Raw genomic sequence first — 17,114 nt, forward strand, 5'->3', positions numbered from 1 at the left:
AGCGTATTTGGGATTAATCTATATTTGTAAACAACTAACAGGATTAAAGAAAAAAAACGTAAACTTTTTTCAGGACGAGACACAAATCAAAATCCTGTTCATCTAATAAATCTGTTTAATCCCGGTTCAGACAAAATTCTGTTCATTCTCAAATCCTGTAAATTCTGATTCAGACAAATGCATTAGGGATAGTAGCGCATACCGGCCAATGAGGTTAAGGCCGGTGCAGTATGAGCGGATAGCCCGGGCCGTAGGCAATGCCACTATTAGATAAAAGATTTTTGGATGAATGATGAAAGACTGCCTGACATTCCACAATAAGAAATTGTCGACTCCAGACTTGAAATTTCAAAAACCTGGTAAATCGTTCGGGGCGCCCCTCCAATTTCACCGCCTAAAAAGCATTTATTTTTCCTCCATTTTATAACTCTCCGTTCAACTTTCCCAATTTTACGCAGAAATGCTCCTTTTTGACCCCCCAAAATCAATGTTAACACAATGTTAATTCTGACATAAAAAAAGCAATTGTATTGGCATTTTACAATGAGCTGACTATCGTACCCATCGGGTCAAAAAATATATTATTATCAATCAAGCGATTAAATCAACGTGACTTTCGGATGAAAAATCATATATCATTTGCTGCTTTAATTTGCCCTGTGCTAAAACAAAAACAACTATCAAGCACAACAATGGTTATGAAAAATTCATTTAAAATTTCAGCTTTAATTTTAGCTTTTGCCGGATTAAGTTTTGGCGCAAAAGCACAAACAGCAACTACTACCACTACAACAGCTACCACCACCACTACCGGCGGTATCCGTTACAGCATTGGTGTTGACGCTGGCATCCCGGTTGGTAACTTCAAAGATAACTACAAATGGAACTTAGGCGGTTCGTTACAGGCAGATATCCCGGTTTACAAAAATCAATTGTTTGTAACAGTTAACGCCGGTTACAATAATGTTTTTGGTAAAAAGAATGTTGGTGGTGTGGCTAATGCCGATGTAACTGATTTTAAATTATTACCAGTAAAGGCCGGTTTAAAATTCTTCCCTATCGAAAACTTTTATGTACAGGGTGAAGCAGGTGCAGCATTTTTGTTAAACAAATCTGATCTTGGTGCCAACAAATCAACCGCGTTTGTTTATGCTCCGCAAATTGGTGTACAGTTCCCGGTAAGCAAAAGCAGCTTTATTGATGCAGGTGTACGCTATGAAGCTACTACCAAATATGCAACAGGTGTTGACCAAAGCAAAGTGAACTTTATAGGTATCCGTGTAGCTTACGGTTTTTAATATCGATCCTACATTTACCTATTAAAAAGGGAGGCCACGGTTGGCTTCCCTTTTTTGTTTTTAGAGATATTTTTAACTTTTGCACAACTATAATTCAATAAAAACGTATCAGTTAATCACAAACTTTGTAACTTAACGGCTTTAATACATTTTACCATCACCTGTAATAATTGATATGAAGAAAATACTCATCATTGATGATGAAGTTAACGTAGCCCTGTTGCTATCTAAGTTTCTGACACGCAACGGATTTGATGTAAGCACGGCATCAAGTGGTAATGCTGGTATGGAGGCCCTTAAGGGCGGCGAATACAATCTGGTACTTTGCGACTTCAGGCTGGAGGATACTGATGGCCGCGAAATGCTCAGGAATATAAAAACACAATATCCAAAAACCGGTGTAATTATTATTACCGGCTACTCAGATATTAAAATGGCTGTTGAACTTATTAAAATGGGAGCTTATGATTATATCACCAAGCCCTTATATCCTGATGAGATTCTGAACACCATCAACAAAGCTTTTGAAACCCACTACGCCCTGGTTGAAGAAGCCGAAAATACTACAACTGTAGTTGCCGATAAATCAAAAAGCAAGGAAACTAAAAAACAGGTTTTTGCAAGCGAATTTGTTGCCGGCACCAGCAAGGCATCTAAAGAATTATTAAGGCAGATAGAACTGGTTGCGCCTACCAATTATAGCGTGATCATATTGGGCGAAAGCGGCACCGGTAAGGAATCGGTAGCCAAAAGCATTCACCTGAATAGCCCGCGCCATAACCAGCCGTTTATTGCGATGGATTGTGGGTCCTTAACCAAGGAGCTGGCCGCGAGTGAGTTTTTCGGCCACGAAAAAGGGTCATTTACAGGCGCTTTATATACCAAAATAGGTCACTTTGAAATGGCCAATGGTGGTACCTTGTTTTTAGATGAGGTAGGTAACTTATCTTACGAGATTCAGGCTGCCCTGTTGCGCACCGTTCAGGAACGTAAAGTTAAAAGAATAGGTAGTACCAAAGAGATTGATTTGGATGTGCGCATTATTATAGCTACCAACGAAAATTTGCAGGAAGGTATTCAACGCGGTAAATTCAGAGAAGATCTTTATCACCGGTTTAATGAGTTTACCATATATATGCCTCCATTGCGCGATCGTGGTAACGATATCCTCTTATTGGCCGAGCACTTTTTAAAAATAGCCAATAGCGAACTTGGGCGCGATGTTGAATCGTTTTCGCCAGAAGTGATTGATTGTTTCATGAACTACAGGTGGCAAGGCAATATCCGCGAACTAAAAAATGTGATCAGGCGGGCAGCCTTACTGGCCGAAGACAACGAGATTACCATGAAGGCCTTGCCCCTGGAAATTTCCAACTTTAAAACACCTTCGTTTGAGCAATCGTCATATTCATCATTTACCCAGGAAGCACCCGAAGTTAAGGAAAACCGCCACGATTTGAAAAACGCCGCGCTTGAGGCCGAGTATGAAACTATTATACGGGTTTTAAGAGAGGTGAACTTTAATAAAACTAAAGCTGCCGAAATTTTGAAGATAGACAGGAAAACTTTGTACAACAAAATGAAGGCCATCAACCTTAAGTAACAGATGGATTTGCAGCAACAGGAGAGAAGTCCGGAAGACGAAACACTGCGTAAATTGAAGCATGATATCAAAAACCAGTTGTCAAATATTCACCTGGCGCTTGAACAATTGAAATACGAATTGCCCGATTTGCCCGGCGATAGCCTGTTTTATATCGAGTTGATTAACACCAGTTCAACCAAAATAAACGATATGCTAAATAACGCAGGTTAAGCCTGCGTAAAGCACATATTTACTTTTTAAAACGCCAAAACTTTTTGGCGTTTTTTTGTTTAATACTGGTAACAGAAAAAGGGCTTTAAAGTCAAATAAATGAGCGTTAAGCCCGCTTTTGTCCTAACTCTTGATTCTAATCTCTTGACTCTATAAACAATGTCGGTTTTTAACTATAAGCAGCGTAATAATATAATCCTGGTAAGCATTGTTGTGCTTGGTTGTTTTTTGCTTTACGCGCTTAGCGGCTTGTTTAGCAGTATATTAGGGGCTGTTGTTTTGTATACCATTTTCAGGCCGTTGTATATTAACCTGGCCGAAAAACGTAACTGGCCCAAAGCCGCCGTCGCACTCATTATCATCTTTACTTCGCTCATTGTAATTGTGATCCCGTTTCTTACACTGAGTATTATGGTGGTGGGAAAAATTTCCAGTATCGATATTAAATCACTGCCTATTGATCAATGGACATCGAAGATTGATGCCTTTGCTGCAGCCAACCTTAACCAGCCTCATTTTGCCGAAGATACATTGCAAAAACTGGGTACATTTGGTACAAGCTTGTTCCCATCTATATTAAGCAGTGCCGCAAATATTATCATAACGTTGCTGGTATTGTATTTCATTTTATATTTTATGCTTACCCAAATGCGTGAGTTTGAGGCCGGAATGCTCAAATACGCGCCATTTAGGGAACAACATGCGTTAAAATTTGCAGCGGCCCTACGCGATTCTACGTATTCTAACGTTTTAGGACAGGGAATTATAGCGCTTACTCAGGGAATTTTACTGGCTATGGGTTTTTATGCGTTAAGCATTCCGGATGCCATATTTTGGGGAGTTATAGGGGCTTTTATTTCATTTTTACCGGTAGTGGGCGCGCCTACATTATGTATCCCGGCAAGTATTATTTTATTTGCGCAGGGCCATAATTGGCAAGGTATTACGTTGCTGGCTTACGGTTTGCTGGTTATAGGAAACATAGATAATGTTTTAAGAATGATCATCAATAAACGTATTGCCAATACGCATCCTATTATATCTATCATTGGCGTGTTTATAGGCTTGCCTCTTTTTGGAATTTTAGGCCTGGTATTTGGTCCGGTTTTGTTATCTTACTTTCTGTTGTTAATGGAAATTTATGAAACAAACCGTATGGCTGCCGATAGGTTGGAGCGCATCCGTACTGTGCCAGAAAACTGACACAGCTATTGAACTGTTTTGTAAACAAAACTTCAAAAATTTAAAAAACACAAAAACTATTTATACAGAAATTGTATACAAATAATACAATTGATGATATTTGGCAAGGTATTAGTATTAATCAATCAAATGTTCAACTTAAAATTATATTACAATGAATGATAACTCAAAAGTAGTTGTTGCATTACTTGCCGGTTTGGCAGCTGGGGCAGCTTTAGGTATTTTATTTGCACCTGATAAAGGTAACGACACCCGCGATAAACTGACCGAATCATTAAAAAACCTTGGCGACTCCATTAAAGATACTGCCGCGGCCGAAATTGATAACCTGGTTGGCTTAAAAGATAAGGTTGTTGAGAACATTAAATCAAAAATCCGCGGTGCAGAAGAAGAGTACCAGGACGATTTGGAACACGCGTAATTTTAATAATTACCCGGATAACTGATGTTTGAATCAGTTATCCGGGATTATAAAGTTATCAAATAGACACCTACCTATGGAAGCTGAAAAAGAAACAAAACCACCATTACCGCCCATTATTGACCAGTTAAAAGAATACGCCGAAACACGGTTTAAACTTTTAAAATACGAAGCCATTGAAGGCAGCACTTCAATATTGGCCAGCGTGATTACCGATGTGGTGGTGGTAATCAGCATGGTTTTGTGTTTTATTTTCGCCAGTGTTACTTTGGCTTATTTCCTGGCCGATGTATTGCATTCCAACTGGGAAGGTTTTGGATGTGTTGCCCTCATTTATTTAGTTATCGCTATTATCATCAAACTAAATAAAAGTTCTATCGAAAAACCGCTGGCTAACATCTTCATTCAAAAAATATTTAAAAGGTAAACACCATGAGCTACCAGATAAAAAGTATAAGCGATTTGCAGGACGAAATATTCAGACTAAGAACCTTAGAAACCCAGCAAAGCGTTGCTTTAAAAGCCCGGTTTAGCAGCCCGTCGGCAATATTTTCGTCGGTGCTTACCTTGTTCCCACGGTCGGCAGATAGTGATGGTGTGCGCACCCCGGGTTTGTTTCATCCCGATATTTTAAACCTGGTATCGCGTTTTGTCATTCCGCTTACGTTGAATAAAACGTTGTTTAAAAAATCAAACTTCATTGTAAAAACCCTGGTAGGTTTGGTATCGCAAAAAGCATCAAACTACGTTAATGAAGAGTCGGTTTCGGGCGTCTGGGGAACGGTAAAAGGTATTTTTGAAAAATTCACCAAAAAGAAAGCGCAGGGCGAGTATAAGCCCGAGCCATATAAAAAGCCTGTTGGCGGGCCTGTGGTTTAAGCAATTTGACGCCAGTTGCCCGTCAATTAACATAAAAAACTATTTTTGCACTTTATTTTTATAAAGTGGGAAAAGATAAGTTACGGCGATTTGCCGAAATTGATACGTTTAATAATGTACTGCAGTTAGATGCCGGTAAGCCATTTAAAGGCGATTGGGCTACCGGATTTTTTAAAAACAGCAACCCTGTTGTTTTAGAGTTAGCCTGCGGTAAAGGCGAATACACCGTTAACCTGGCCCAACTATTCCCTGATAAAAACTTTATTGGTGTTGATTATAAAGGCAACCGCATTTGGCGCGGAGCCAAAACGGCTATAGAAGAAAACGTACCCAATGTTGCCTTCTTGCGGATTCAGATAGAAAACCTATTGGATTACTTTGCCGATGGCGAGGTAGATGAAATTTGGATTACCTTTCCCGATCCGCAGCCGCAACTAAGTCGTGAAAAAAAGCGTTTAACCTCTCCTCGTTTTTTAGATAAGTATATTAAAATATTAAAACCGGATGGCTGCGTAAACCTGAAAACAGATAACGATGGCCTGCATGCTTACACTGCCGAAAAGATTGAGGAGCTAAAGCTGAACCTTCACGCGCGTACCGAAGATCTTTATAATTCGCCTTATGCCGATGAGGTTTTATCGATCAAAACCTATTACGAGAAAAAATATTTGAAGGATAATAAAAACATTAATTACCTTAAGTTTTCTTTTTAGGCTTAAAGTTTGAGCAAAAAGCTAAAAGCAGAAGGCTTAAAGCTTTTGCTTTTATTAGAAAATATCAATTAATTTTATGTGCCGTTGGTTAGCTTTAGGCTTTCGGCCTTTAGCTTTCAGCTTAACATGGAGGATATAACCTTTTTCGATAAAGTATACCAGGTGGCCCGGTTAATTCCCGAAGGAAGGGTGACATCATATGGTGCTATTGCCGCTTATCTGGGGACCAAGGGTTTATCGCGCATGGTTGGTTACGCAATGCAGGCCGCAGGCCGGGTTGAGCCGCCAGTACCGGCCCATCGTGTTGTAAACAGGCAGGGATTGCTAACTGCCAAATTTCACTTCGGCGGCAACCGCATGCAGGAAATGCTGGAAAGCGAAGGCGTACAAGTAAAAGACGGCCAGGTGCAGAATTTTAAAAATGTATACTGGGACCCAACTGTTGAGTTGGCGTTATAGCATCTCCAATAACTCTATCCGGTTACCAAACGGATCAATAAAAGAAAAACGTTCCCGGCCGGGTATCACTGGTTCCTCTAAAAATTCAACATTATGGTTTTGCAGGTGCAGGCGCGCGGCGGCTATATTGGTAATCTCAAAAGCATTGTGCCTTGAGGTACGGGGCATGGCTTCTTCGGTGCTTAAATGTAGTTGGATATTAGCAATGTTAAACCAATAACCCTTTGAATTAAATTTAGGCCTTTCAATTCGTTCCAGGCCAATAATGTCGGTATAAAAGATTCTTGCCTCTTCCAGGCGTTCCAGCGGAACAACTATTTGAAAATGGTCGGCACGTTTAAAATTGATCATAAGCCCCCTCTAAATCTCCCCCGTTAGGGGAGACTTTTTATTAATTGTTTATAAGACCTTTTAATAGTAACGTTCAGATGTTGTTCTTTAAGTCTCTCGTCTTATTAAGTCCTTTGCTAAATTGTTTTTAAGCTCCTCCCTGTCAAGCGGCGATGTTTTAAGTTAAAGATTTAATGGTGATTTTAATATCGAACACTGAATGTCCAACATTAAATAATGAAGTAAAACATTCGATATTGGACATTCGAAGTTCATTATTCGATATTATTTTTACTTCTATTTTTCTCCGATTAAATAGTATTGATAAGGGTTGGGAGGAGCTCCCTATTCATCCTCCGCAAATACCAACAGGTAATTGTTAATATCCTTAATCACAAACTCGGTAGCGCCATAAAAAGTGGTTTCAAGTCCTTTTACAATCGGCACAAGATCTTTTACCTCGTCAAAAAAATTGCGAATCTCTTTAAGCTTAATATATAATAGTAAAGAGCCGCCGTCCTGCCGGCTAATTTGAGGAAGTTCCTCGCCCAGGCTAACAAAAGTTTGAAACATAAAGGTAACATTGCCTTTGGCCATCATGGCCCATACCAGGTCGTTGCCGGTTTCGGGTACGGTAACCACCAGGCTAAAGCCCAGTAATTGATAAAATTTTATAGTCTCGTTAATATCCTTAACAAAAATATTGGGCGATAAACTTTCCATTGTTTTTAATTAGGCTGTAAAAATTGATTTTAAACTCGCGCCATAAAAATATATATTTATAAACTTAAATGCTAATTTATTTAGTATTTAAGTTTGATTAAAAACGGCCATCTCGGCAAATCACTAATTCACTAATTCAATAACTCAATAATTAAAAAGTGGGAAAACTTGTAGAAGAATTTGATGCTTATCGTACCAAAATGAACGATAGGATTATGGAAACCGCCAATACCAATATTAAACGCTTTTTCGCGCTGGATACCACCAGTTATGCCGATGGCGCGCTTGATGTTAAAACCAAAGAAATGCTTGGCCTGGTAGCCAGCATGGTGTTACGTTGCGATGATTGTATCAAGTACCACCTGGGCAAGTGCCATGAGACAGGTGTAAAAAACGATGAAATGAACGAGATTTTTATGATAGCCAACCTGGTAGGCGGCTCCATAGTAATCCCGCATTACCGCCGGGCAGTGGAGTATTGGGATGAGTTAAACGGGTTGTAAATTCAAAAGGCAAAAGGATCGCTATGGCGATCCTTTTGCCTTGGTTGGTTCTCTATTCTAACAAAGCAAAAAAGTCAAAAACCATAAAAGATTTTTGACTTTTGACTTTTTAATTTTGACTTGGAAAATTATAACATTCCACCGTCAACAGGGATTACCTGCCCGGTGATGTAAGTTGCCATATCTGATGCCAGGAAAACGCAGGCATTGGCTACATCTTCTGTTTCGCCACCACGTTTAAGCGGGATGCCAGCGGCCCAGCCTTCTACCACTTTAGGATCTAAAACTTCGGTCATTTCGGTTTTAATGAAGCCCGGGGCAACAACGTTGGTACGGATATTACGTGAGCCTAATTCTTTAGCCATTGATTTTGAAAAGCCAATGATGCCCGCTTTTGAAGCAGCATAATTACCCTGACCAGCATTACCCTGTACACCAACAACCGAACTCATGTTAATGAATACACCATTACGGTTTTTCATCATAATTTTAGAGGCAGCTTTGGTAACGTTGAATATGGATTTCAGGTTAACATTCATTACTTCGTCCCATGCTTCTTCGGTCATGCGCATCAGTAAACCATCTTTGGTAATACCGGCGTTGTTAACTACAATATGAAGGGTGCCAAAATCGGCTACGATATCAGCAATCAGTTTTTCGGCTTCGTCAAATTTAGAGGCATCAGAGCGATAACCTTTAACCTGGGTGCCAAAACTTTGCAGTTCCTGCTCCAGGGCTTGGCCTTTTTCTACAGATGATAAATAGGTAAAAGCTACATTAGCGCCGTGCTCGGCAAACTTTTCGGCTATTTTACGGCCTATTCCTTTTGATGCACCGGTGATAAGTGCGGTTTTTCCTTCTAATAATTTCATTGATGTACTATTTCGGGCGGTGAAGTTAGCGGTTTTAGTATCAAGTATCAAGTAGTTAGTATCAAGACCGGTTTTTGCGATAGGCAGCTGTTATCTAAACGCTATAGATATATCGTTTTGTGTATTCTGATATTCAATTCAAGCATCTAAAAATGAGCCTAATTGCACCCTGTAATTTTTTTTAATTTGTCTTGATACTTGATACTAACTACTTGATACTAATTCACTACCTTTGCGGCTCAAAAAATCGCTGTAAATGAGCCAGTCTGTTCAAATAAAAAATGCTTTAATTTCTGTTTATTATAAAGACAATTTAGAGCCTATAATTTTGGAGTTAAAACGCCTTGGGGTTAATATCTATTCAACCGGCGGAACCGAAACTTTTATCCGCAACCTGGGTGTTGATGTTATCCCGGTTGAAGATCTTACCTCATACCCGTCAATTCTGGGCGGTCGTGTTAAAACGCTGCATCCTAAGGTGTTTGGTGGTATTTTAACCCGCAGGGATTTTGAAGGCGACCAAAAACAAATTGCCGAATACGAAATTCCGGAACTTGATTTGGTGATTGTAGATTTATATCCGTTTGAAGAAACAGTAAAATCGGGCGCAAGTGCCGAAGATATTATCGAAAAGATCGATATCGGCGGTATTTCTTTGATCCGCGCGGGCGCTAAAAATTTTAAAGATGTGGTGATCGTTGCGTCAAAAAACGACTACGGCATCCTGGAAGACATCCTGAAAACACAGGATGGCGTTACCTCAATTGACCAACGCAAGTCATTCGCCCAAAAAGCATTCAATATTACATCAAACTACGATACGCACATCTTCCAGTATTTTAACCAGGAAGAGCCGTTGCCGGTATTTAAACAAAGCATCCAAACCAGCCAAACTTTGCGTTACGGCGAAAACCCGCATCAAAAAGGAACTTTCTATGGCGATTTAGATGCCATGTTCAATAAATTAAATGGTAAAGAGCTTTCATACAACAACCTGGTTGATGTTGACGCAGCGGTAGCTTTAATTGATGAGTTTACTGCCGAGCCAACCATCGCCATATTAAAGCATACCAATGCCTGCGGTATAGCCACACGCGAAACTATCCTGCAAGCCTGGATTGACTCCTTAGCTTGCGACCCGGTTTCTGCTTTTGGTGGTGTAATTATTGCCAATGCCGAAATTGATGCCGCTACAGCTACCGAGATCGACAAGATATTTTACGAAGTATTAATTGCTCCGGCTTATACCGATGAAGCTGTTGAAATCCTGAAAGCTAAAAAGAACCGCATTATATTGGTTCGTCAGCCGGTTGAATTGCCTGCAAAGCAATTTAAAACATTGCTGAATGGTGTTATTGAGCAGGATAAAGACGCGGTAATTGAAGGTCCCGCACAAATGACCCCGGTTACCAACCGCAAACCAACCGAACAGGAATTGAAAGATTTGTTTTTTGCCAATAAAGTGGTAAAACATACCAAATCAAACACTATCATATTTGCTAAAAACGGTCAGCTGATGTCGAGCGGTGTTGGCCAAACTTCAAGGGTTGATTCGTTGAGGCAAGCCGTGTTAAAAGCAAACAGCTTTGGCTTTGATTTGAACGGAGCGGTAATGGCGTCTGACGCGTTTTTCCCCTTCCCTGATTGTGTTGAGCTGGCTGCTGAAGCAGGCGTTACCGCGGTTTTACAACCAGGCGGATCGATAAATGACAAGCTATCTGTAGCCATGTGCGATGAAAAAAACATCTCGATGGTAACTACAGGCGTGCGTCATTTTAAGCACTAATTTTAGGTTGAAGGAGTGAATAGTTGATTGGGTTGATTAAGTGAGTTGTTGGGAAAAGTGCAGTAGGTGTTTAACTTAATCAACCTAATCAACACAATCCAACTAAATCAACTTCCTAAACAATAAATATTAATTTTTAACGCTTTAAATTGCAAAAAGCTAATTTTATTAAGCTTAATTTTATCAACTTTGCAGATTAATTGAAGGAAACATTAGATGGGTTTATTTAACTTTTTTACACAGGAAATCGCTATCGATTTGGGTACTGCCAATACCCTCATTATACATAATGATAAAGTTGTTGTTGACGAACCGTCTATCGTGGCGTTCGACAGGACTACCAACAAAGTTATCGCCATTGGGCGCCAGGCCATGCAAATGGAAGGCAAAACGCATGATAATATCCGCACGGTTCGTCCGCTTAAAGATGGTGTAATTGCCGACTTTAACGCAGCCGAACACATGATACGCGGGATGATCAAAATGATTAACCAGGGTAAGGGATGGTTTTTCCCATCATTACGTATGGTTATCTGTATCCCATCGGGCATTACCGAGGTTGAAAAACGCGCTGTGCGCGACTCGGCCGAGATTGCAGGCGCTAAAGAGGTATACTTAATTCACGAGCCAATGGCCGCCGCCGTAGGTATTGGTATCGACGTGGAAGAGCCTATGGGCAACATGATCATCGATATCGGTGGCGGTACTACCGAAATCGCGGTTATAGCCTTATCGGGTATCGTGTGCGATCAGTCTATCCGCGTAGCGGGGGATAACTTCGACTCGGATATTGTTCAATACATTCGCCGTCAGCATAACATCATGATTGGTGATCGTACTGCCGAGAAAATTAAAATTGAAGTTGGCGCGGCATTGCCGGAACTGGCAGATCCGCCAGCCGATTTCGCGGTACAAGGTCGTGACCTGATGACAGGCGTACCAAAGCAAATTATGGTATCATATACCGAAATTGCGCATTGTTTAGATAAATCAATCTCTAAAATAGAGGAAGCGATATTAAAAGCATTGGAAATTACCCCGCCCGAGCTTTCGGCAGATATTTACCAAACAGGTATTTATTTAACCGGTGGTGGCGCTTTATTACGCGGACTGGATAAACGTGTAGCCGCCAAAACCAAGCTACCCGTTCACGTAGCCGAAGACCCGCTACGTGCCGTAGTACGCGGAACCGGCACCGCCCTTAAAAACATAGGTAATTTTAAATTTTTAATGCAGTAAAAGAGAAGCAAGAATTAAGAGTCAAGAATTAAGACAACTGCATTTGTTTTTTTCTTGACTCTTGATTCTTGACTCTTGATTCTATTCCCAATCTGAAAAACAATGCGTAACCTCTTGGCTTTTATCACTAAGTATAACGCGTTTTTTTTATTTCTGATTTTTGAGGTGAGCGCCCTGCTTATCTATATTAAATACAATTCGTTTCAAAAAGCCACTTTTATCAATTCGCAAAACCAGGTTACAGGTAGCATGTTTGCCCAGGTTAGCGAACTGAAAAGCTATTTGCATTTAAAGGATGTTAACGATAGCCTGGCGGCCGAAAATGCTAAACTGCGCGGGATGGTGAAGTCGTCATTTTATGTAGATACTGCCGAAAAGCATAAAGTTGTTGATACCGTGTATAAACAGCAATATACTTACGTGGTGGCACGGGTTATTAATAATTCAACCAATCAATCCAATAACTATATTACTATTAACCGCGGTAGCAGGGATGGCATAGGTAAAGATATGGGTGTAATTAGTGGTGATGGTGTTGTTGGGATGATCGCGGCGGTTTCTGATCACTATTCGGTTATCAAATCCTTGCTGCATTCTAAAAGTCAGTTTAGCGCCATGTTGTCAAAAGATAAGTCTGTAGGCTCATTTTTATGGGGAACAGATCTTAACCCGCACAAGGGCCTGCTTAGTTTGCAAAATGATGCCAAACCGGTTATGGGCGAAACGGTGATTACATCGGGCTATTCGCTATTCCCAACGGGTATTCCTTTTGGTAAAATTACCAACCTGCATGCCAAAGAGGGCGGCCTGTTATTAAACGTAGAAGTTGGCCTATCGGTTGATTTTGCCAAATTGCAATATGTATACGTGGTTGTAAATAAATATGCACCAGAACAAACGGGAGTGGAGGCCGTAGAAACTAAATAATGGGCCGTACTATCATAACCAATGCCATTCGTTTTTTATTACTGGTGTTTATACAGGTATTCCTTCTTAAAAATATTACCTTTTATAACCTGGCAACCCCATACTTTTATATCCTGTTTATATTGCTGCTGCCGTTTGAAATTCCAAACGTGTTGTTGTTCGCGTTATCGTTTATCATAGGGTTAACTGTTGATGCGTTTTATGATACGCCCGGTTTGCATGCCGCCGCTTGCGTAGTGCTTGCCTTGGTGCGCATTTTGTTTATTAATATTACCGTACAAAAAGAGGGCTTTGATAATGAGCCCGAGCCTACCTTAAGCATAATGGGTTTAAGATGGTTTTTTGCATACGCTTCTATACTCACCTTAGCCCACCATTTTTTCCTGTTAAACCTTGAGGTATTCAGGCTTTCCGAAATACAATACACACTAAGCAGCGTTATTTTAAGTTCTGTATTTACTGTATTTTTAATGCTGCTCTCGGGCTTCATATTTTTCAAAAGGAAAGAGCGTAAATGAATAAGTTTTTTGAGCGTAGATACGTTGTCACCGGTATTTTTATCGCGTTGATTTTAACACTTTTAGGCAGGTTATACTACATTCAGATAGTGGATGACCGGTATGCCATTTACGCCACCAAAAACGTTATCCGTAATTTTATTGTTTACCCGGCCCGTGGTCCTATTTTAGACAGGAACGGTAAAATACTGGTGCAAAACGAGCCCATTTATGATATAATGGTTACGCCAAAAGATGTTAAACCATTTGATACACTGGAGTTTTGCAAGATGATAGGGATCGACAAAGCCGGATTTGACAAGCGTTGGATAAAAGCGATGAAATACTCGCCAACCAAAGAGTCGGCTTTTGAAAAGCAGGTGCCTGCATCGATATTTGCTTCGTTACAGGAAAAAATGGGTGATTTTCCGGGGTTTTACATCTTGCCCCGTACGGTACGCTCTTACCCGGATTCGGTAGCCGCTCAATTTTTAGGATACATTGGTGAAGCGCAGGACAGGGATATCGAACGCTCAAAAGGCTATTACCGGTTGGGCGATTATATTGGTGTAACCGGTGTTGAAAAGGCATACGAAAATGTATTGCGCGGGCAGCGTGGTGTTAAAAGTATGATGGTTGATTCGCGCGGAGTTCAAAAAGGTTCATTTGCCAATGGTGCCTTTGATACTGTAGCCCGCACCGGTGAACGACTTACTTCATCATTAGATATCGAGCTTCAAAAACTGGGCGAACAGTTGATGCACAATAAACTGGGAAGTATTGTAGCCATTGAACCCTCAAGCGGCGAAATACTGGCTTACGTAAGCAGCCCAACTTATGACCCTAACCTGATGGTTGGCCGCGAGCGAGGTAACAACGCCGCCAAAATGTATAACGATCCTTACAAGCCTTTTTTCATCAGGCCAATACAGGCTCAGTATCCGCCCGGGTCGTCATTTAAGCCATTAAGCGCTTTAATAGCTTTGCAGGAGGGCATTATTTCGCCGTCTGAAACTTATTACTGTACGGGGCATTACAGGGCGGGTAACCGTTTGGTGCCATGTAATCATGGTGAAGCCCACGGATCTGTTAACATGAGCAGGGCAGTGGCCGAATCATGCAATGGCTATTTTTCGATGGTTTTTCAACGTATCCTGGAAAGAACGGGAGCGAAATACACCGAAGCCGCGTTTACCAAATGGAGAGCGAATGTATTGAAATTTGGCTTAGGTACCCGTCTTGACCTGGATATGCCTGCCGAAAGCAGAGGCAATGTACCTACCCCTTTACATTATGATAATGTTTATAAAAAAGGCGGCTGGCGGGCGAGCACGGTAATTTCTTTAGCCATAGGGCAGGGAGAATTATTAGCTACGCCGTTGCAACTGGCTAATCTTGAATGTACTATCGCTAACAAAGGTTTTTTTTATAAGCCACATTTAATTAAAGCTATAGGCACCGAAAACGTAATTAAAGAAGAATATACAAAACGGAATTACGTAGGTATCGATTCGCAATATTTTGAGCCGGTTATTGATGGGATGCAGGCAGTGGTTGAGAATGGCACTGCAAGGAGGTCAAAAATTCCGGGCATTATCATGTGCGGCAAAACCGGTACTGCGCAAAATCCGCGGGGCGAAGATAATTCGGTCTTTGTGGCTTTTGCGCCACGCGAAAATCCAAAAATCGCCATTGCCGTAATTGTAGAAAACTCTGGTGAGGGCGCGCATTGGGCCGCGCCAATTGCCAGTTTTATAGTCGAAAAATATTTGAAAGGGAAAGTAACACCTCGTGAGTCGGGCTTTACCGTTGATTATTTTGCCAACGCCAACCGCATGCCCGATTTGGCCCTGTACGCCATGGACCTGAAAAAGGAACGCATGCGTGATAGTATTCGCGCCGCCCGGGCCGATTCGATCAAAAAGTTCAAGGCCGATTCTGTTAAAAAAGCAGCCCGCTTAAAAACGGCTGCCAACAATAAACCAGGCGGATGGGGCAGTTTATTAGCCGGAAGGGGGGCTGGTAAATAATATGAGCAATTACAATAACCACAACCAGCGCAGTTTCTTTTTTAATGTCGATTGGGTAACGGTGTTCCTGTTCCTCGCGCTGTGCACCATTGGCTGGTTTAATATTCATGCTGCGGTTTATGATGAAAAGCATCCAAGTATAATAGATATGTCTACCGTTTACGGTAAGCAATTTATTTATATCATGGTAGGTATAGTAGTAGGGATGGTAATCCTGTTGCTCGAAAGTAGATTTTTGGCAGCTTTATCACCTGTATTTTATGCCATTACCACGCTACTTTTAATGGTGGTATTGGTTATAGGAAAAAATGTTGGGGGTAACCAGGCCTGGATAAATATGGGCGGCGGCTTTAGGCTACAACCATCGGAGTTTGCCAAGTTTTCTACTTGTTTATTATTGGCTCGGTACCTGAGTTCTGTTAATGTAAAGGTAACCGAACTTAAATCTTTCGCCATTGTGGCGGGCATTATTTTGGTGCCCATGCTACTCATCAAGCTGCAACCCGATGACGGCTCAACCCTGGTGTTTTGTTCATTAATTTTCGTGTTATATCGCGAAGGACTGTCGCCTTATTTCCTGGTGACTATCGCTGCTATAATCATCTTGTTTATCACCTCGCAGTTATATAACGAGTATTATATCATGGGTATTATTGTGGCCATTGCCTCGTTAATCGCCTATCTCAACAAGCGTAACCGGCAAACCATGTTTAAGGTGTTGGTAGCCGCGGTGGCCTGTATTGGTTTTGTATTGGTGGCAAAGCCAATTTACAACCATGGCTTAAAACAACACCAACGCGCACGTATAGATGTGGTATTGGGTATCACCTCCGATACCAGGGGAGTAGGCTATAACCAAAATCAATCAAAAATAGCCATAGGTTCGGGGAGGCTTTGGGGTAAGGGATATTTAAAAGGCACACAAACCAAGTACGCTTTTGTACCCGAGCAAAGTACCGACTTTATTTTTTGCACCGTTGGCGAAGAATGGGGTTTTGCCGGCTCCGTTGTGGTATTGGGGCTTTACCTGTTCCTGTTATTGCGAATCATCTTCATAGCCGAACGTCAGCGTGCGCCTTTTACCCGTATTTATGGCTATGGCGTGGCATCTATTATCTTTTTTCACGTTATCATCAATATTGCCATGGCTATAGGTGTAATGCCGGTTATCGGTATCCCATTGCCGTTGATAAGCTATGGAGGCTCATCTTTACTTAGTTTCACCATTCTGCTTTTTGTACTCATTAAACTGGATTCAAACCGAATGGGAATAATTTAGATTTTAGATGTGCAGATTTCAGATTTCAAATGTGCAGATGATTAGTCTGAACCGAAATTAAACGAATTATTGAATTAACAGAATTCGAGTAATTCTTTAATTCGTTTAATTCCAGCTCAGACAAAATCCTGTTAATTCT

The 17,114-nt window shown here is 41.0% G+C and carries 19 protein-coding genes; 16 read left to right on the top strand and 3 right to left on the bottom strand.

Annotation, left to right across the window (positions count from 1 at the left end):
- Positions 1–698 precede the first annotated feature (698 nt).
- From QWZ17_RS22420 to QWZ17_RS22460, 9 genes are all read left to right on the top strand, one after another.
- Positions 699–1,298: a hypothetical protein gene (locus tag QWZ17_RS22420; RefSeq protein WP_290307556.1), complete on the top strand. Its 600-nt coding sequence runs from the start codon at positions 699–701 to the stop codon at positions 1,296–1,298.
- Between the two features lie 175 nt (positions 1,299–1,473).
- Positions 1,474–2,901 carry a sigma-54-dependent transcriptional regulator gene (locus tag QWZ17_RS22425; RefSeq protein ID WP_290307557.1) on the top strand — a complete coding sequence of 476 codons (1,428 nt, stop codon included), beginning with the start codon at positions 1,474–1,476 and terminating at the stop codon, positions 2,899–2,901.
- Positions 2,902–2,904: 3 nt separating this feature from the next.
- Positions 2,905–3,114, top strand: a complete 210-nt coding sequence (locus QWZ17_RS22430; RefSeq protein ID WP_290307558.1) for a hypothetical protein — start codon at positions 2,905–2,907, stop codon at positions 3,112–3,114.
- A 159-nt stretch (positions 3,115–3,273) separates the two neighbouring features.
- Entirely contained in the window at positions 3,274–4,317 is a 1,044-nt protein-coding gene (locus tag QWZ17_RS22435; RefSeq protein WP_290307559.1) for an AI-2E family transporter, read from the top strand.
- A 154-nt stretch (positions 4,318–4,471) separates the two neighbouring features.
- Positions 4,472–4,738, top strand: coding sequence for a YtxH domain-containing protein (locus tag QWZ17_RS22440; protein ID WP_290307560.1), 267 nt, complete (start codon positions 4,472–4,474; stop codon positions 4,736–4,738).
- A 76-nt stretch (positions 4,739–4,814) separates the two neighbouring features.
- Positions 4,815–5,165, top strand: a complete 351-nt coding sequence (locus QWZ17_RS22445; RefSeq protein ID WP_290307561.1) for a phage holin family protein — start codon at positions 4,815–4,817, stop codon at positions 5,163–5,165.
- A gap of 5 nt (positions 5,166–5,170) precedes the next feature.
- Positions 5,171–5,617: a hypothetical protein gene (locus QWZ17_RS22450; RefSeq protein WP_290307562.1), complete on the top strand. Its 447-nt coding sequence runs from the start codon at positions 5,171–5,173 to the stop codon at positions 5,615–5,617.
- 65 nt (positions 5,618–5,682) lie between these two features.
- Entirely contained in the window at positions 5,683–6,330 is a 648-nt protein-coding gene (gene trmB / locus QWZ17_RS22455; RefSeq protein ID WP_290307563.1) for a tRNA (guanosine(46)-N7)-methyltransferase TrmB, read from the top strand.
- Between the two features lie 126 nt (positions 6,331–6,456).
- On the top strand, positions 6,457–6,789 hold the full coding sequence (locus QWZ17_RS22460; protein WP_290307564.1) for an MGMT family protein: 333 nt from the start codon (positions 6,457–6,459) through the stop codon (positions 6,787–6,789).
- On the opposite strand, the gene QWZ17_RS22465 is transcribed toward QWZ17_RS22460, so the two are convergent.
- Complete coding sequence (locus tag QWZ17_RS22465) at positions 6,784–7,140, bottom strand: VOC family protein (RefSeq protein WP_290307566.1); 357 nt, start codon at positions 7,138–7,140, stop codon at positions 6,784–6,786. The two genes, QWZ17_RS22460 and QWZ17_RS22465, sit on opposite strands and share 6 nt — an antisense overlap.
- 324 nt (positions 7,141–7,464) lie before the next feature.
- Positions 7,465–7,842 (bottom strand): VOC family protein, encoded by a 378-nt coding sequence (locus tag QWZ17_RS22470; RefSeq protein WP_290307567.1) that lies wholly within the window; start codon positions 7,840–7,842, stop codon positions 7,465–7,467.
- A gap of 158 nt (positions 7,843–8,000) precedes the next feature.
- On the opposite strand from QWZ17_RS22470, the gene QWZ17_RS22475 reads away from it, so the two are divergent.
- Positions 8,001–8,345 carry a carboxymuconolactone decarboxylase family protein gene (locus QWZ17_RS22475; RefSeq protein WP_290307568.1) on the top strand — a complete coding sequence of 115 codons (345 nt, stop codon included), beginning with the start codon at positions 8,001–8,003 and terminating at the stop codon, positions 8,343–8,345.
- 128 nt (positions 8,346–8,473) lie between these two features.
- Here the strand turns inward: QWZ17_RS22475 and fabG are convergent, their stop codons facing one another.
- A complete protein-coding gene (gene fabG / locus QWZ17_RS22480; protein ID WP_290307569.1) occupies positions 8,474–9,217 on the bottom strand; it encodes a 3-oxoacyl-[acyl-carrier-protein] reductase in 744 nt (247 codons plus the stop codon).
- A 256-nt stretch (positions 9,218–9,473) separates the two neighbouring features.
- Here fabG and purH point away from each other — a divergent pair, with 256 nt between their 5' ends.
- From purH to rodA, 6 genes are all read left to right on the top strand, one after another.
- Positions 9,474–11,003 carry a bifunctional phosphoribosylaminoimidazolecarboxamide formyltransferase/IMP cyclohydrolase gene (gene purH / locus QWZ17_RS22485; RefSeq protein WP_290307570.1) on the top strand — a complete coding sequence of 510 codons (1,530 nt, stop codon included), beginning with the start codon at positions 9,474–9,476 and terminating at the stop codon, positions 11,001–11,003.
- A gap of 216 nt (positions 11,004–11,219) precedes the next feature.
- A complete protein-coding gene (locus QWZ17_RS22490; protein ID WP_090651245.1) occupies positions 11,220–12,242 on the top strand; it encodes a rod shape-determining protein in 1,023 nt (340 codons plus the stop codon).
- 102 nt (positions 12,243–12,344) lie between these two features.
- Complete coding sequence (gene mreC, locus QWZ17_RS22495; protein WP_290307571.1) at positions 12,345–13,169, top strand: rod shape-determining protein MreC; 825 nt, start codon at positions 12,345–12,347, stop codon at positions 13,167–13,169.
- Positions 13,169–13,687, top strand: coding sequence for a rod shape-determining protein MreD (locus QWZ17_RS22500; protein WP_290307572.1), 519 nt, complete (start codon positions 13,169–13,171; stop codon positions 13,685–13,687). Before mreC ends, QWZ17_RS22500 begins: the two co-directional genes overlap by 1 nt.
- Positions 13,684–15,696 carry a penicillin-binding protein 2 gene (gene mrdA / locus QWZ17_RS22505; protein WP_290307573.1) on the top strand — a complete coding sequence of 671 codons (2,013 nt, stop codon included), beginning with the start codon at positions 13,684–13,686 and terminating at the stop codon, positions 15,694–15,696. Before QWZ17_RS22500 ends, mrdA begins: the two co-directional genes overlap by 4 nt.
- Before the next feature lies 1 nt (position 15,697).
- On the top strand, positions 15,698–16,975 hold the full coding sequence (gene rodA / locus QWZ17_RS22510; RefSeq protein WP_290307574.1) for a rod shape-determining protein RodA: 1,278 nt from the start codon (positions 15,698–15,700) through the stop codon (positions 16,973–16,975).
- Positions 16,976–17,114 lie beyond the last annotated feature (139 nt).

This window comes from Mucilaginibacter flavus, assembly GCF_030409315.1.
Taxonomy (GTDB): domain Bacteria; phylum Bacteroidota; class Bacteroidia; order Sphingobacteriales; family Sphingobacteriaceae; genus Mucilaginibacter; species Mucilaginibacter flavus.

What these genes read in the sequence shown, in the direction of transcription:
- QWZ17_RS22490 (WP_090651245.1), top strand. Translation starts at nt 11,220, where the DNA reads ATGGGTTTATTTAACTTTTTTACACAGGAAATCGCTATCGATTTGGGT.
- QWZ17_RS22430 (WP_290307558.1), top strand. Translation starts at nt 2,905, where the DNA reads ATGGATTTGCAGCAACAGGAGAGAAGTCCGGAAGACGAAACACTGCGT.
- QWZ17_RS22445 (WP_290307561.1), top strand. Translation starts at nt 4,815, where the DNA reads ATGGAAGCTGAAAAAGAAACAAAACCACCATTACCGCCCATTATTGAC.
- QWZ17_RS22500 (WP_290307572.1), top strand. Translation starts at nt 13,169, where the DNA reads ATGGGCCGTACTATCATAACCAATGCCATTCGTTTTTTATTACTGGTG.
- QWZ17_RS22470 (WP_290307567.1), bottom strand. Translation starts at nt 7,842, where the DNA reads ATGGAAAGTTTATCGCCCAATATTTTTGTTAAGGATATTAACGAGACT.
- mreC (WP_290307571.1), top strand. Translation starts at nt 12,345, where the DNA reads ATGCGTAACCTCTTGGCTTTTATCACTAAGTATAACGCGTTTTTTTTA.
- QWZ17_RS22465 (WP_290307566.1), bottom strand. Translation starts at nt 7,140, where the DNA reads ATGATCAATTTTAAACGTGCCGACCATTTTCAAATAGTTGTTCCGCTG.
- rodA (WP_290307574.1), top strand. Translation starts at nt 15,698, where the DNA reads ATGAGCAATTACAATAACCACAACCAGCGCAGTTTCTTTTTTAATGTC.
- purH (WP_290307570.1), top strand. Translation starts at nt 9,474, where the DNA reads ATGAGCCAGTCTGTTCAAATAAAAAATGCTTTAATTTCTGTTTATTAT.
- QWZ17_RS22450 (WP_290307562.1), top strand. Translation starts at nt 5,171, where the DNA reads ATGAGCTACCAGATAAAAAGTATAAGCGATTTGCAGGACGAAATATTC.
- QWZ17_RS22425 (WP_290307557.1), top strand. Translation starts at nt 1,474, where the DNA reads ATGAAGAAAATACTCATCATTGATGATGAAGTTAACGTAGCCCTGTTG.
- QWZ17_RS22435 (WP_290307559.1), top strand. Translation starts at nt 3,274, where the DNA reads ATGTCGGTTTTTAACTATAAGCAGCGTAATAATATAATCCTGGTAAGC.
- QWZ17_RS22420 (WP_290307556.1), top strand. Translation starts at nt 699, where the DNA reads ATGAAAAATTCATTTAAAATTTCAGCTTTAATTTTAGCTTTTGCCGGA.
- QWZ17_RS22440 (WP_290307560.1), top strand. Translation starts at nt 4,472, where the DNA reads ATGAATGATAACTCAAAAGTAGTTGTTGCATTACTTGCCGGTTTGGCA.
- fabG (WP_290307569.1), bottom strand. Translation starts at nt 9,217, where the DNA reads ATGAAATTATTAGAAGGAAAAACCGCACTTATCACCGGTGCATCAAAA.
- mrdA (WP_290307573.1), top strand. Translation starts at nt 13,684, where the DNA reads ATGAATAAGTTTTTTGAGCGTAGATACGTTGTCACCGGTATTTTTATC.
- QWZ17_RS22460 (WP_290307564.1), top strand. Translation starts at nt 6,457, where the DNA reads ATGGAGGATATAACCTTTTTCGATAAAGTATACCAGGTGGCCCGGTTA.